Genomic DNA, 14,740 nt, shown 5'->3' with positions numbered 1-14,740 from the left:
CAATCGTACTCTTACACGAGCTTGCGGACGGTGAAATTATGCTGCAGGACGTACCAGTTTTGGGGAAAGGGTACGCCAAGCACCCAGTAGCTGACGCCTCTGAGCTTATAGGCTTTCACAATATTGAATTTGGCTTGTACGCTGCGAGCGTCCTCATACCACACTGTATGCTGTGCGCCTTGTTCATCATAATAAGTATAATGAGGCGACTCGGCTATCGGATCATATTGAATCGTCGCCCCATATTTAGCGGCACGGGCGACGGCTTGGGGCGGATTAACTGTAGGTGCCCATTTGCCGCCTTTCACGTAGGGCAGCGTCCAGTCATAGCCGTAGAGCGGCATCCCCATAACAATTTTGGAGGCGGGGATAACGGACAGCGCATAATTCAGCACCTTAACGACTTCGTTGAGAGGAGCGACAGCGAGTGGCGGTCCGCCAGACCAGCCCCATTCATACGTCATCAAAATAACAAAATCAACAATCCGGCCATGGGCGGCATAATCATGCCCCTCGTATAACGTGCCTTTCTGCTCTGCGCTTTGCTTCGGGGCAAGGCAGCTAGAAACGAGCAGGTGATAGGGATGCAGCGTATCCACCAGCTTTTGCAAAAAAGCATTATAAGCTTCCCGGTCTGCTGCCCGTACATATTCAAAGTCTACATTCAGCGCCATATAACGCTTCTGCTGAATGACAGATAAGACGCTCGTGATGACCGCGTTTTGAATGGCGGCATCCGTCAGCACGGCGTGGGCAATATCGCTGCTGAAGGTGCCGTTCTCGAAGTTGGTCAGCACCATCATTGGTGCTGCTTTCTCTTGAAAGGCCGCTTCAATAATAGCGCTGTCGTCGAGCGGCACGAGTGTACCATCCAACTGGATACGATAGCTGAACGGGCTTAGGTAAGTAAGATTGGCACCAATTTCATGTACGAGTGCTACGCCGTTTGCGCCGAATTTTTCCGTATAGCAGTTCACTTCAATGATAGGCTTCTCTGGCTGCGGAATGACGAGCATTTGGCCTGCCTTAATGAGGGCGGGGTTTTTGAGCTCGTTGGCGCTCATGAGTTGTTCGATGGTAACGCCGTATTTCAGGCCAATCGACCATAGGCTTTCTCCTGGAAGCACTTTATGATTGCCGGCTTCTGAAGGAATAATGATTGCTTGGCCGATGACGAGTGGAGCATCAGCGGATATGCCATTTGCTGAGGCGATAGCATCTGTGCTGACGCCGAAGCGCTGTCCGAGCTGCCAGAGCGTATCGCCTTTTTTAATAGTATGGATAAACATGTCGTGTCCAACCTCCCCCAAGCATAAGTTCTTTATCTACTTATATTCGAGGGTTCTATGAAAAAAGACTTCGGCTTCGCTTTTTCGACTTGTGTGGTATGGTACTCGCTATTCTTCCCTTGTACTTAAAAAGGCCCCCAAAATAAATATGGGGGCCTTACATGAAGTATTGTAGCTTTTCTGATTTGTTTTGTTTTAAAAGTATGGTGAAGGGGGTGGAGTGGAATGAAAGGCTTGAACTGGAGAAGCGCAGCGTTCGCTTTTACCGTTGGATTTCCCCCTCTATGGGGGCTAATTCACAGAAATCCAACGGTAATGGCGATCGGAAGTCAAGCCTTTCATGCAGCGCAGCCAACTTTCACCAAGGCTTTTACGACGATAACCGAATCGAAAAGCGGTTATCGATTGGGGCCACCAGATTCACAATAACGCTTTGACACCCAACCGGGTGGCTATCGTCGCGAACAGAAGGCATCCAGTGCTCGAATGCGCCGGACGTCAGCTCAATTGCTGAGCCATCGGCGGTTTCAAAGCGGCAGGAGCCCTGCTTCAAAAAGTAGTTGCTGCTGCCCGCAATGGCTTCGAGACCTTCGCCGCTAAGCTTGCCGTCTTTGGCAAAAATAAACGTCAGCTGCGTCATTACATCTTCCTGCACCTTATCGGAATACAGATGAATGTCCCAGCCATCTGCTGTTTGCGTTAGCTCGGATTCAATAATATGCTCCTGCAAATGCGTCGTTTCCCGCTCTCCATGGGGAAGCAGGTACCAAGGAGCAGCCGCTGTTACACCGTCTGCTTTCAGCGGCGGAAGCGAACCCTTTGGAATAGGCCCGTTGTAGCCTTTATACATGCGTTTGCCGAGCTTGTAATGCCCGTCCTCCGCTTGAAACTGGTCGAAGCTGACAACGCCTGGTGTAAAGGCGGTCGAAACTTTAACGGCAAGCAGATTTGCCGAGCCATGACGGAGCGAGAAGAAGGATGGCGCATTCGTCATGACCGTTGCGCTTGTCTGTCCATTGCGGACACGGACTAGCGGCGCGCCGAAGGCGGTATGCGCGGAGCTGTGTGTAATGTGGAGCTGATGCCCTAGCTTTTTCATCTGCTGCAAATCTTCATGAATCGGGTGCTGTCCATTGATCACTTTTACATACTGGTCTGGAAGTGAAGCCCGCTCAAGATGGCTGATGTCCATTTGCTCAGGATAGAGCAGGTAGCCAATAAGCGGATGGTCTGTCACCGAGAAAAATTGCTTATAGAAAGGACCTGCATAATCGGATAGGGCGGCAAATAGCGGATCACGGTCATACGAAGCCATCAAGCGGTAGGTGAGAAAATAGCCGGACATATCCGAAGGCTGTCCATAATCCTGCCTGCCGGAATAGTCGGTTACGACCTCGCCGGATGGGTGGACCAAATATTGCATCATCCGCAAATTGCTGCGTACGCTCTCCAGCAGCTCAGGGCGATCAAGCGATAGCGCGGTATGATACAGGGCAATATCGCTTACGGCATTGTAGATGCCATTGCTGCGCTCGGTCCATTCGCCATCGGCCGTAATATCAATGCCTTCCGCAAGCCAAGCATTCGCACGAGCGACGAGCGCCGGATCAGGGAACGACCTGTTCAGCAGGCCAAGGGCCGCTGTCAGAATCCAGCGGTGGTTTGGCGTATGGCATCCGCCTTCAAGCATAGCTGGCGTTGCCCGTTTCAGGAACAGCGCAAGCAGGGAGGCGGCTTTTTCAAAAGCAGGATGCTCCACACATTGCTGCACCAATAGCTCATAAAGCTGCGCAAAGCCAATAACCACAAAACCGGTGTCCGGCGGCGAATGGTAGTTGGTTGATCCTAGCGTAATCGTTCCGTCGCTATGCTGGCGGTTCAGCATATATTGCAGGGCAAGCTCAAGATTGGCTAGCAGCTGGTTGTCGCGGTAGAATGCCGATTCTGGACTGCACAAAGCAGCTGTCCACTTTGCGATAACAGCGCCTGTTCCGACATGGCTTGGATGGGGCAGGCCTGTAAAAGAGTCGATGATGCCCCCGACATTGCGGCTCGCCGAGTCCTTAATTTGAAGGTCAAGAGATAATGTGACAAGCTGATCATTCAATTGCACCAAGCGCTGATAGATGGAGTCCATGATGTTGCTCCTTTTTAGGTTTGTGGTTGTTTTGAATGCTTGCGGTATTGAGCGGGAGTGCAGCCGTATTTTTTGCGAAAGACACGGTGTAGATAGCTTGCGCTGGAGAAACCATGCTGCTGGGCCAGCACCTCGACCGTCTCGCTGCTTTCAAGCAGCTGCGTGCACACATGGGCCAATCTGACTTGTTCTACGTAGCTGCTGAACGTTTGGTCGGAATGCGTTTTGAAAATGCGCTGCAGCTGGCGCGCGCTAATCTGGACGCGCTCTGCCACAAGCTCCAGCGTGAACGGCTCCTGGTAATTGTCTTTAATAAACTGCTCCGCCAGCTTATAGCGGAAATGGATCATATCTCTGGATGGAAGCGGCTGCCTTGCAATGGGAAAATAACCCCGGCTCATTCGCAGCATAATGTTAATGATCGATTGCTTCAAAATCGAATAAAGCCCGGGCTGTCCCTCGTACCAGGCGCGATAAGCATCCAGAAAGCATTCCATGCAGCGGAAGCTGTCAGCAATCGGAAGCTCGGGAATGAGCGCAAGCTGCTCCATGCAGGCCTTCGCTTCGGCGCGTTCCCAACTTTCGCCCCAGCCGCGACCTTCGAACGGTTCGTTGTCCCTCGCGATAGCGGCCGCGGTCGCTTGCTCCCCCTGCTGGCTTTTCGCATCCAAATCGACAATTTGAATGCGCAGGCACAGCTCATTCATGCCTTCATCTGCGCTTGCCTCCTGATAATGCATAACATTAGGCTTCGTTAAATACATCATGCCAGCCGTAAGCGCATGGAACGTATCGCTGATGATGACGGAGCCGCTTCCCTGCGCAATGAAATGAAACTCAAATTCCTCCGAGTGCTTGTGGAAGGGGATGATTTTGCCCGGTGGGAAGGCCGCATGATGAAAACGCATGACCTTGATGCCGTAGCCGCCCCAGCGAAAATCGGCATGCAGATGCTCAAGCGCATGCTGCTGCTCCTGCATAAGCTCATAGGGATATGTGCTGCCGCTGCCCCGCTGCTGGTGATTCGTTTCCATGCCAGGCTCCTCCATGACCAAGAGAAATGATAATGCTCAAAACCTCCTGCTGGAAACAGGCTGCTTGCAGCCTGTTTCCGGCAGGAGGCATCTTAGGCTAGCGGCCCCCGAGCTGCCAGGCAACGCCGCTTAAAGCCGATTGATTGGATGCTTCAATTAACCTTGTTAAATCCCTTGCGAGAGCAATATTATGCTCGGCTCTCGTACCGCCGCGAATGTGGCTGACCCACTGCTCGAAGGAGGTGGGGAGCGCGGCTGGAAGCGGAGCTTCATGCCAGCGCTTGCTGCCATTTTCTTCGAGCAGCACGCTCCGGTACATCAGCTTGCCGTCCAGCGCGGAGTAAATCAGGCTGCCTTTGGTACCATGCAGCTCAAGCGTGAACGGGGAGGCGTGGTTGACGAACCCGGCCTCCACAAGGCCAAGCGCTCCGCTCGCATATCGCAGCGTGACGGCTGCGTTGTCCTCGACTTCTTTGCCGGTCACATAACCGAAGCTTGCGCTCACGCTGCTCGGCATGCCCAGAAACAGCCGCACCAAGTACATCGGATGGCAGCCGAGATCAGTTAGGGCGCCGCCGCCGCTTTGAGCCTGCTGGAAGAAAGCTTCCGGCAAATAGCCGAGCGGTTCAAGCTCGGTGGGCAAAGCGCCGCTATGGGACAGGCGAGCGCGCACAAGCGTTAACTCGCCAAGCAAGCCATCGCTAGCCAACTGCTGTGCGGCTTGCGTGAACGGCGTATTCAGCCGGGGCAGCGATACGGTTAGCGCAACGTCAGCTTGCCGCACGCTCTCCAAAATGCCGTCGCACTCCGCAAGCGTCAAGGCGATAACCTTTTCGGTAAAAATATGCTTGCCCGCCGCTGCTGCTGCTTTTATGATTTCCGGATGGTCGGCCGTTGGGGCAGTCACAATCACAGCGTCGATGGAGGCCTCCGCCAGCAGCTCGTCCAGCTGCTCATAGAAACGGATTCCCCGGGCTTCAGCTTCCGCCCGGCCGCGCTCCGGCTGCTCGTCCCAGATAGCGGCGAGCTCGGTGCCTGGATGCTGCTGTGCCTGCAAGGCGTAGTCCTTCGCATGCACATGCCAGAAGCTTAATACAGCTGTGCGAATCGGTTTTTGCATGTAGAGAAGCCTCGCTTTCAGTCGAAGTATACCGCTTTACCTGACGCAGCGGATTCATAAATGGCCTCTAGTATCTCCGAAACAACACAAGCCTGCTCTGGCGTGACGACCGGCTCCGTATCATTCAGCAGCGCATCAAACCACAGCCTCATTTCCACATCCTGCATCGATTCCTTCTTGCCTTCATAGAAATCGACGCCCTTCGGATCGAGCTTGATTTGATTCTCGTACAGTTTACCATATTTCTCGCCGTTTAGGCGCAGTCCATCTGTCATATCTGCGCCGCCTTCTGTACCGCTTAACGTCGTGCGGGCTTCCTTCGTATCGAGCGTATTCAGCGCCCAGCTGGCTTCGAGCATAATGGTCGCGCCGTTCTTCATGACGATCATGCCGAAGGCGGAGTCTTCAACGGTAAATTTCGCCGGGTCCCATGGGCCCCAGGAATTGGCGGCATTTTCACGCTTGGACAGCTTATGATAGGACGTGCCCAGCACGACATGGGGTTCGTAGTTGTTCATGAGCCACAGCGTCAAATCCAGCGCATGCGTGCCAATGTCGATCAGCGGGCCGCCGCCTTGCTTGTCTTCGTCGAGGAATACGCCCCAAGTGGGAACGCCGCGCCGCCGCAGCGCATGGGCCTTCGCATAATAGATGTCGCCAAGTTCGCCGGCTTCGCACATTTTTTTGAGCAGCAGGCTGTCGGAACGGAAACGGTTGTTGTAGCCGATGGTGAGCTTTTTGCCGGAGCGCTTCGCGGCTTCTACCATGGCACGGGCATCGGCGGCTTTTTTCGCCATCGGCTTCTCGCACATGACATGCTTGCCAGCCTCCAGCGCTGCAATGGCGATTTCGGCATGGGTATCGTTAGCGGTGCACACATGAACGACATCAATCGATGGGTCAGCGAGCAGCTCGCGGTAATCCTCGTAAATTATTGCACCTGGCGTGCCATACTGGGCAGCAGCTTGCTCCGCATTGGAGCGCTGAATATCACAAAAGGCGACAAGGCTTGCTTCACTGATTTTGCTTAGGCTTGGCAGATGCTTGCCGTTTGCAATGCCGCCGCAGCCGATGAGCGCGACTTTAAATATTGCTGACATCGTACATCCTCCTCAAGTATATTGCTTGCATATCGCTTTTCTTGCGCTCATTCTATCACGGGCTGAGAACCGAATGAAATGAGCAGATTGCGACAATGAAATATGCACTTTTGCGACAAAGTTAAAAACGGTTGAGGAGGAAGGGGTTCTTTATAACAGAAAATTTATAGGGGTTTGCGATTTGTGCAAGCTATATTAAAAAAGGGGTTTGCGCTCTTGGATCCTCTTACCTATACTGGATACATAATGGGGGTGAGCGGTAGATGAGAATTTGGCCGAAGATTTGGGTAAGCGCTACCAAAAGCTTTAAACTCAAGCTTATCGCCAGTTTAACGTGTATCCTCATGGTCGCCTCCGGCACGGCAGGCTATTTGACCTACCAAAGCAATCAGCGGCTGTTCAAGGAGGAAATGAGCAAGCAGGTGGCGATTACGAACTGCGAGGCGTTGACGAAGCTGGAGCTTAAGGTGCAGGAAATGAAGCGCATCTCGCAGACGATTGTTTTTCACAAGGAAATCGAGGAAATGATCGGACGGTTCAATACCTACAAGGATGAGGATGCGTTCGAGCTGTATTTGGAGAAGGAGCGCATCGATGAGCTCATCAATCAGCTAAAGTCCGATGCGCCCTACATAACGGGCCTTTACATGTTTAATCTGACGAACGGCATGATTTACTATCGCTACAATACGCCGGTCATAAATGCGCTGGATGAGGAGGCGCTCGGCCAAATTCGCGGCAAGGTGAAGGGAACGAGCGGCCAGCTGGTGTGGATGAATATGGCGCTGCCAAGCGGCATTGAGCCAGATGGCTTTAGGCATACGATTGTGGCAACCAGGCTGATGAAAAATAACTCGCTTCAGCCCTACGGCATGCTGGTCATTACGATTGACGAGCAATATTTGGCAGGCAGCTTAAGCGAGCTGACCAAAAATAATGCAGGCAAGGTGTATTTGTTTAATGGCGAGCAGCTGCTCTACACCAATGAGAAAGGGCTGACGGCAGAGCGCTTAGCGGAAATTCGCCAGCTGCCCGATTCTTGGGCGAGCGATGACGAGGTGTATGCGCGCAGCAAGTCGAGCCGCGCCGGCACAGACGGCTTTGAGCTGGTCAATGCCAAGTCAATGCTGGAAATTCAAGATAAAAATCGGCGTATTGCCGAAAAGATCGTCATCGCCGGACTGATCAGCGCCGTGCTGGCGAGCATGCTGATTGCGCTCGCTGCCGAGCGGCTGCTGCGTCCGCTGAGCGATTTGCTGCGCGGCCTCAAACGGCTGCGCGACGGCAAATTCGAGACGCGCATTGAGGTGCGATCAAATGATGAGCTTGCGTATATCGGCGACAGCTTCAATGCTATGGCTGAGCATGTGGAGCAGCTTATTAAAGAGGTGTATATGACGCAGCTCAGCGAGAGGGAGGCAGAGCTTAAGGCGCTGCAAGCGCAGCTGAATCCCCATTTTTTGTACAATTTCTTCAATGAGGTGTACTGGAAGCTGCAGGCAGGGGGCGAGCGCGACACAGCTGCACTGATCGCGGCCGTATCTGGACTGCTGCGCCATTCGCTGATGCCCGTCCGAACGCCGACAACGGTGCAGGAAGAGGTGCGCCAGATCCGCAACTATGTGAAGATTCAGGCGGAGCTGTTCGAGACGGACCTGGCATTCACCATCGATGCAGATGAGCAGGTAATGCCTTACAAGGTGATGCGCTCGCTGCTCCAGCCGCTGGTGGAAAATGTGTTTCAGCATGCGTTTCTAAGCACCCTGTCGCATAAAACGCTGCATATTCGAATCGCCGAGGAGGATTGCTTCCTGCGCTTCGATATTGCAGATAATGGGTGCGGCATGCCGCAAGCGCTTATTGACGAGCTGCTGCATGGCGGATCGGGCGTGCTGGAGGAGGCTCGGATAGCAGCGTCCGCGCGGCAAATGCGATCGCAGGAGGAGGCCCGGAACGCAGAAACGGCGCGTCAAATGCGATCGCAGGAGCAGGCCCGAATGGCAGCAACGGCGCGGCAAATGCAGGCGCAAGAGCAGGCGGCGCGAGCGGAACGAGCGGCGGATGCCCTAGCAGATGTCTCAGCGGATGCTGCGATGGGGATGGAACCATCCGGCGGCAGGCTTTCGGCAGCGTCATGGCAGGCGGACACAGATGAAGGCAGCAGCGCTGAGCGCCGGGACAATTTAGGTGTTCGCAGCGTGTCGCGCCGTATTGAGCTGCTGTACGGAGCGCCGTATCGGCTGGAAATCGAGAGCGAGCTGACGAAGGGGACAATAATGCGGTTATATTTGCCTAAGCTGACCGCTTAGCAGCGAAAAGAGAGGAGCAGCGCCAATGGGATTCGGCAACGCAATGGTAGTGGAGGATCAGCGTCATTTTCGCAGAGGGCTTGTTCGAATGATCGAAGAGAGCGGTCATGCATGGAATGTGGTGGGCGAGGCCGCTAACGGGCTGGATGCGCTCAAGCTGGCTGAGCAGCACAAGCCGGATTTAGTGCTCACAGATATCCGCATGCCGGCGATGGATGGCATTGAGCTGGTAACCCATTTGCGGCGCTGCCATCCGGATACGATTGTCATCGTCCTGACGGGTTTTCGCAGCTTCGACTATGCGCAGGCGGCGCTTAAGCTTGGCGTGCTGGACTATCTAGTCAAGCCCTGCACGGAGGAGGATGTGCGGCTCGTGCTTGGCAAAGCCAATGAACGCTTCCAGAGCAGGCAGCTGATGGAGCGGGAACAGCAGACGGCGGCGCTCGCGAGTACGCTGCCGCTTGGTGAGCAGGCAAGTTTGTCAGTTGTACATTCTTCATCCAGCCCTGCAACCTCGCATGAGGCGAAGCTCGCCCAGCTCATGCAAGGGAAGCCGGAAAGCGCGATTGACAAGGCAATCGCCTATGTCGGGCAGCATTTTGCCGAGGCCTGCCGCATGGCGGAGGTTGCCGCACACATACACCTGAATCCGAGCTATTTCAGCGTCTTGTTCAAGAAGACGACGGGTGAAAGCTTCACGAGCTTCGTCACCCGGGTTCGCATGGAGCAGGCGATGCATTTGCTGAAAACGACTGATTTGAAAATTTTCGAAATATCGAGTGCGACCGGCTTCGATGAGCCGAACTATTTTACCAACGTGTTCAAGCAATATTATCAAATATCGCCAAAGGAATGCCGCCGCGGCCACTAGGCACGAGTTTGGAAAAGAGCCAAAAAAGTTATAGTTTTTATCTATAATTTTTTAAGGGTTCTTTTTTTTGCGCTGTTTATACTTGAGGTAGATGAAAGCCAAAGCAGACAGGAGGGCCACATGAGCACACCAAGGCAAACGATAAGCACGCTGAAATTCAAGCAAAATCTATGGCTCTATGCGATGCTGCTGCCGGTCATAGCGTTTTATGTGATTTTTAAGTACATCCCGATGGGCGGGCTGATTATTGCTTTCAAAAGCTATAATTTCGCTGACGGCATTCTCGGCAGTCCGTGGGTCGGCTGGAAAAACTATGAGCTGCTGTTCACGACAGCAAACACGACGCAAATTATTTGGAACACCTTCTGGCTCAGTCTGCTCAATCTGGCGTTCGGCTTCCCGATTCCGATCGTGCTGGCGCTCATGATTAACGAGATCGGACGATCCTGGTTTAAAAAATGGATTCAAACGATCGTCTATTTGCCGCATTTTTTCTCATGGGTTATTGTGGCGGGCATCGTTCTGACGCTGTTCGCAACCGACGGCGGGTCGATTAATAAAATTTTAGAGCTGTTTTCGGTGGAGACGCGCTCCTTCCTGTACGATTCGTTTTCGTGGACAGCGATTTTCGTCGGCGCCGGTGTTTGGAAGGAAATGGGCTTCAATACGATCATATATTTGGCAGCGCTTACAACGATCAACCCGGCGCTTTATGAATCGTCGAGCATCGACGGTGCGACCAAGTGGCGGCAAATTTGGCATATTACGCTGCCAGGCATTCGGCACACGATTGTGCTGCTGCTGATTTTGGCGATGGGCCGGGTGATGGAGGTCGGCTTTGACCAAGTGTACAATTTGCAAAATGATGCGGTATCCGGCGTGTCGGAGGTCATCAGCACCTATATTTATAAAATGGGCTTGCAGCAGGCGCAGTTCAGCCTGACGACGGCGATGGGCTTGTTCGAATCGTTAATCGCTTTCCTGCTCGTTATTGGGGTGAATAGGATTGCTCGCAAATACGACCAAGGGCTGTTTTAAAAGTGTGGTGAAAAAGAGGCTGTGCTGCATGAAAAGCTTGGCTTCCGATCGCCATTACCCTTGAATTTCTCCGAATTATATTTCCCTAAGGGGAAATTCAAGGGTAAAAGCATATGCTTCCGAAGCTGCTTTCCTACGGAAAGCTTTAAGCGAACACTACCGTTTCTCCAGCTCAACCTTTTCATTCCGCTTCGCCTTTTTCACCCTCCTTTTAAAAGGGGGAAAAAAGAACGGAAGCGAACACACCGTTTATGCTTGTTACATTTTTGGGAGGAATAAGAGATGAGGAGTAGTCTTGGAGAACGCGTGTTTTATGTCATTAACTATTTGCTGCTGGCGCTGCTGGGGCTAACCTGTCTGCTGCCATTTATTCATATTGTCGCCGTTTCGCTCAGCGAGCGGGGTGCGGTCGAATCGGGCCATGTGTTTCTGTGGCCGGTAGGCTTTCAGTTTACCGCCTATTCCTTTTTCTTCGAAGGAACGCCAGCACTTCGGGCGCTGAAAAACAGTGCCATCATTACGATAGGCGGCGTGCTGCTCAGCATGGCAGCTACAATTCTAGCGGCGTATCCGCTATCCCGTCCTTATTTGGTCGGGCGGCGCTTCATGCTGCTGGCGATGGTGTTCACGATGCTGTTCTCCGGGGGCATTATTCCGACCTATATCGTCGTGAAAAACCTTGGGCTGATCAACTCGTACTGGTCGCTATGGCTGGTTGGGCTCGTCAGTACGTACAACATGCTGCTAATGCGCAGTTATTTCGAAAATATTCCGCGTGAAATTGATGAATCCGCGAGAATGGATGGCAGCGGCGAATTCACATTGCTGACGAGGATTATTTTGCCGCTGTCGATGCCGATCATCGCGACGCTCGCTTTATTTTATGGCGTAGGCTACTGGAATTCGTTCATGCATGTGTTAATGTATATCAACCAAAGCGACATGCAAAATTTTACCGTTGTCGTGCAGGCGGTGCTCAAGTCGAACGATATGCTCGTCAATGCCGCCAATGACATGCAGGACCAGCAGAAGCTGACGAATGAAATGATTCGCGCGGTCGGCGTCGTGTTCATGGTTGTGCCGATGCTGATGATTTATCCTTTTTTGCAAAAGTACTTCGTAAAGGGTGTTATGCTGGGCTCCATTAAAGGCTAAATAGGCTGATGGCGTCATGGCTGAATAAGCAAGGCTACCACCATTCAAACCATTCGGAGGGATAAACCGGTGATGATGAGAAACAGTTGGAAGAAGCTCGCAGGCGTTTCGCTGCTGGCAGCAGGTCTGGCAATTGGCGGATGCAGCTCGGAGAAGGAAGCAGGAGGCACGCAAGCAGCAGGCGGTGGAGTCAGCGCAGCAGCGGCGAAGGGACAAGTGTCGGTCGTCGTTCAAGACCGAGGATCGGTCGCTTCAACGGAAGGCTCGTATGAGAGCAATCGCTGGACGAAGTGGATCAAGGACACGGGCCCGGTCGATCCGACCTTTGTGCCTGTCCTGCGCAGCGAGTCCAAAAAGCTGCTCAATATGATGTTCGCATCCGGCTCGGCGCCCGACATTATTAATGAGACAAATGCCGCATTCCGCAACAACATTTATGAGCAAAAGCAGTTGCTGCCGCTCGATGATCTGCTGCAATACATGCCGAATTACAAGGCGCTGATGGATGAATATCCGCAGCTTAAGCAGGTCGGCACGAAGCCGGACGGCAAGCTGTACGAAATGGGCCGCGTCAATGAGGCGAATCCGCTGCATATTTTGTTCATCCGAACCGATTGGCTGAAGGAGCTTGGATTGGAAATGCCGAAGACGACGGAGGAGCTGCTGCAGGTTGCCCAGGCGTTTGCAGATAAGGACCCGGATAAAAATGGCAAGCGCGATACGTATGGCATCAACATCAGCTATTACTCCGATGGGGCGGTCAACGAGCTATTCGGCATTCAGCAGGAGCACAGCTGGGGTCTGCAGGATGGAAAAATTGTGCGCCAATGGGATAAAGAACTGGCTGCGCTTACGTTTAAAAAGCAGCTGTATGAGCAAGGTGCCATCGACCGCGATTATATTAGCGATAAAGACGGAACAAAGGCGAAACAGGATTTTCTGACAGGCAAGCTCGGCATTTATGTCAATTACAGCGTATCGTGGTTTGAGTTTACGACGAAGGATTTGGTGACGTTGAAGGGCAACGTGCCTACGGCCGTGGTAGAGCCGCTGGCGTATCCGAAATCGCCGTTCGGCCAATATACTGGTGCGATTGACAACCCCATTCAAATGACGACGGTATTTAATGCAAATACAAAAAATCCGCAAGCGGCTGCTGAATATATTAATTTTATTTTAGAGCCGTCTACAACTGAAATGCTGCTGAAGGGTGAGAAAGGGGTGCACTGGACAGAGGGCGACAACGGCTGCGCCGTCATCCCTGATGCGGACAAATGGCAGACGGAAGCTGGCTATGCGGGCGGCTACGGCTTGTTCCTGAGCAGAGGAACGGATAAATGCAACTTTGTTGCTAATCAATTCGACCCTGGCGATCCGGTGCAGAAGGAAGGCTTGGACATGTATCTAAAGGCGAAAGATATGTACTTAGATCCAACGAAGGAATATCCGGGCTTTACGCTTGGCGATCACATTCCAGGCCTGTCTAGCGATCTTGATGTGATCCGTACGAACACTCTGAAGGAAATTACGGATATTTACGTCAAGGCAGTTGTGAATGGCAAAGGCTACAGCGCCGAGCAGGCGGTTAAGGATGCCAAGGCAGCATGGGAAAAAGCAGGCGGACAAAAAATCATAGATTTTATGAATGAGTGGTACGAGACGAACAAAGATACGGCTTTTCTGTCCGATGATATTTGGACGATAGTCGAACAACAAAAGGAGCTGGCAAAATAATGAGCATAGACAAAGCGGAATATTCATTTTCTACCTGTTGGAACATCAAAAGGCATCAAACAGGGAGCGAGATGATCGAGGAAATTAAAAGCCTCGGCTTCCGCAGGGTTGAGCTTAATTACAATGTGACGGCAGAGCTGATGAAGACGATTGAACCGATGATAGCGCGAGGCGACATTGGCGTATCAAGCGTGCATCATGTGTTCCCGCATTTGCCAGGCAAGGAGTTCGACACGGACTCCTTAATGCTTGGCTATCCGGATAAGGCTATGCGCGCACGGGCGGTGGAGCTGCTTATTCAGACGGTGGAACATGCGGTACGTTACGGAGCGGAAGGCGTAGTCGTGCATCCGGGGGAGGTTCCTTTTCCCTACAACATTGATGAGGAATTGAAGCGGATTTACCATGCAGAGGGCCGCGATTCGGCAGCTTACCAGAAGCTGTGGAACGAAATGCTGGAAGTGCGGACGAAGGAGAGCGGCACGTATTTGCGGCTGATGCAGGAAAGCTTGGAGCAGGTGTTCGAGCAGCTCGCGGCGCGCAACATTCACATGGGAATCGGCATTGAGACACGCTCGCGCTGCTACCAAATGCCGACGCTTCAGGAAGCCGGTTATTTAATCAAGCAGTTGGCTGGAGCGCCGCTTTATCTGTGGTACGACATCGGGCATGGCATGATGATGGACCGCATGGGCCTTTACGATAATGTGAAGGAAGCGAATGCGCTTAAGGATAAAATACTCGGCGTCCATATTCATGAGACCGTCGGCTTGTCCGATCATTGGTGCCCGTATATTCATAGCGGAGACGAGAACTATTTTGACAACTTCATCGCTATTATTGCTGCGGCTCCGATTAAAGTGTATGAGCTTAAAGATAAGTGCACGCCAGAAGACATTCATCTCAGTCATGAGCGGATCACGGGTAAAATACTTGTGAAATAGTGGAGGAGA

Annotated in this window: 11 protein-coding genes; 6 read left to right on the top strand and 5 right to left on the bottom strand. The window is 52.6% G+C overall.

What is annotated here, in order from left to right; all coding sequences use genetic code 11:
* Nucleotides 1–11 precede the first annotated feature (11 nt).
* The 5 genes from BBD42_RS04110 to BBD42_RS04090 all read right to left on the bottom strand — a co-directional run bounded on the left by BBD42_RS04110 (nt 12) and on the right by BBD42_RS04090 (nt 6,680).
* A complete protein-coding gene (locus tag BBD42_RS04110) occupies nt 12–1,289 on the bottom strand; it encodes a glycoside hydrolase family 18 protein (protein WP_099517118.1) in 1,278 nt (425 codons plus the stop codon).
* Between the two features lie 370 nt (nt 1,290–1,659).
* Nucleotides 1,660–3,426, bottom strand: coding sequence for a hypothetical protein (locus tag BBD42_RS04105; RefSeq protein ID WP_099517117.1), 1,767 nt, complete (start codon nt 3,424–3,426; stop codon nt 1,660–1,662).
* Nucleotides 3,427–3,440: 14 nt separating this feature from the next.
* Nucleotides 3,441–4,460 carry an AraC family transcriptional regulator gene (locus tag BBD42_RS04100; protein WP_099521441.1) on the bottom strand — a complete coding sequence of 340 codons (1,020 nt, stop codon included), beginning with the start codon at nt 4,458–4,460 and terminating at the stop codon, nt 3,441–3,443.
* A 97-nt stretch (nt 4,461–4,557) separates the two neighbouring features.
* The gene (locus BBD42_RS04095) at nt 4,558–5,580 is read right to left on the bottom strand and encodes a Gfo/Idh/MocA family protein (protein ID WP_099517116.1); all 1,023 of its coding nucleotides are present in this window, start codon (nt 5,578–5,580) and stop codon (nt 4,558–4,560) included.
* A 17-nt stretch (nt 5,581–5,597) separates the two neighbouring features.
* Nucleotides 5,598–6,680, bottom strand: coding sequence for a Gfo/Idh/MocA family protein (locus tag BBD42_RS04090; protein WP_099517115.1), 1,083 nt, complete (start codon nt 6,678–6,680; stop codon nt 5,598–5,600).
* Nucleotides 6,681–6,943: 263 nt separating this feature from the next.
* Between BBD42_RS04090 and BBD42_RS04085 the strand changes: the two genes are divergently transcribed.
* The 6 genes from BBD42_RS04085 (at nt 6,944) to BBD42_RS04060 (ending at nt 14,731) form a co-directional block, all read left to right on the top strand.
* Nucleotides 6,944–8,989, top strand: a complete 2,046-nt coding sequence (locus BBD42_RS04085) for a sensor histidine kinase (protein ID WP_099517114.1) — start codon at nt 6,944–6,946, stop codon at nt 8,987–8,989.
* A gap of 25 nt (nt 8,990–9,014) precedes the next feature.
* The gene (locus BBD42_RS04080) at nt 9,015–9,860 is read left to right on the top strand and encodes a response regulator transcription factor (protein WP_099517113.1); all 846 of its coding nucleotides are present in this window, start codon (nt 9,015–9,017) and stop codon (nt 9,858–9,860) included.
* A gap of 120 nt (nt 9,861–9,980) precedes the next feature.
* Nucleotides 9,981–10,898 carry an ABC transporter permease gene (locus BBD42_RS04075; protein ID WP_099517112.1) on the top strand — a complete coding sequence of 306 codons (918 nt, stop codon included), beginning with the start codon at nt 9,981–9,983 and terminating at the stop codon, nt 10,896–10,898.
* Between the two features lie 282 nt (nt 10,899–11,180).
* On the top strand, nt 11,181–12,053 hold the full coding sequence (locus tag BBD42_RS04070; RefSeq protein ID WP_099517111.1) for a carbohydrate ABC transporter permease: 873 nt from the start codon (nt 11,181–11,183) through the stop codon (nt 12,051–12,053).
* Nucleotides 12,054–12,125: 72 nt separating this feature from the next.
* Complete coding sequence (locus BBD42_RS04065; protein WP_099517110.1) at nt 12,126–13,787, top strand: extracellular solute-binding protein; 1,662 nt, start codon at nt 12,126–12,128, stop codon at nt 13,785–13,787.
* A complete protein-coding gene (locus BBD42_RS04060) occupies nt 13,787–14,731 on the top strand; it encodes a sugar phosphate isomerase/epimerase family protein (protein WP_099517109.1) in 945 nt (314 codons plus the stop codon). Before BBD42_RS04065 ends, BBD42_RS04060 begins: the two co-directional genes overlap by 1 nt.
* The last annotated feature ends 9 nt before the right edge of the window (nt 14,732–14,740 follow it).

The organism is Paenibacillus sp. BIHB 4019 (genome assembly GCF_002741035.1).
Taxonomy (GTDB): Bacteria; Bacillota; Bacilli; order Paenibacillales; family Paenibacillaceae; genus Pristimantibacillus.
Note: the sequence above shows the minus strand (reverse complement) of the source record. Positions and strands in the feature narration are given on the sequence as shown.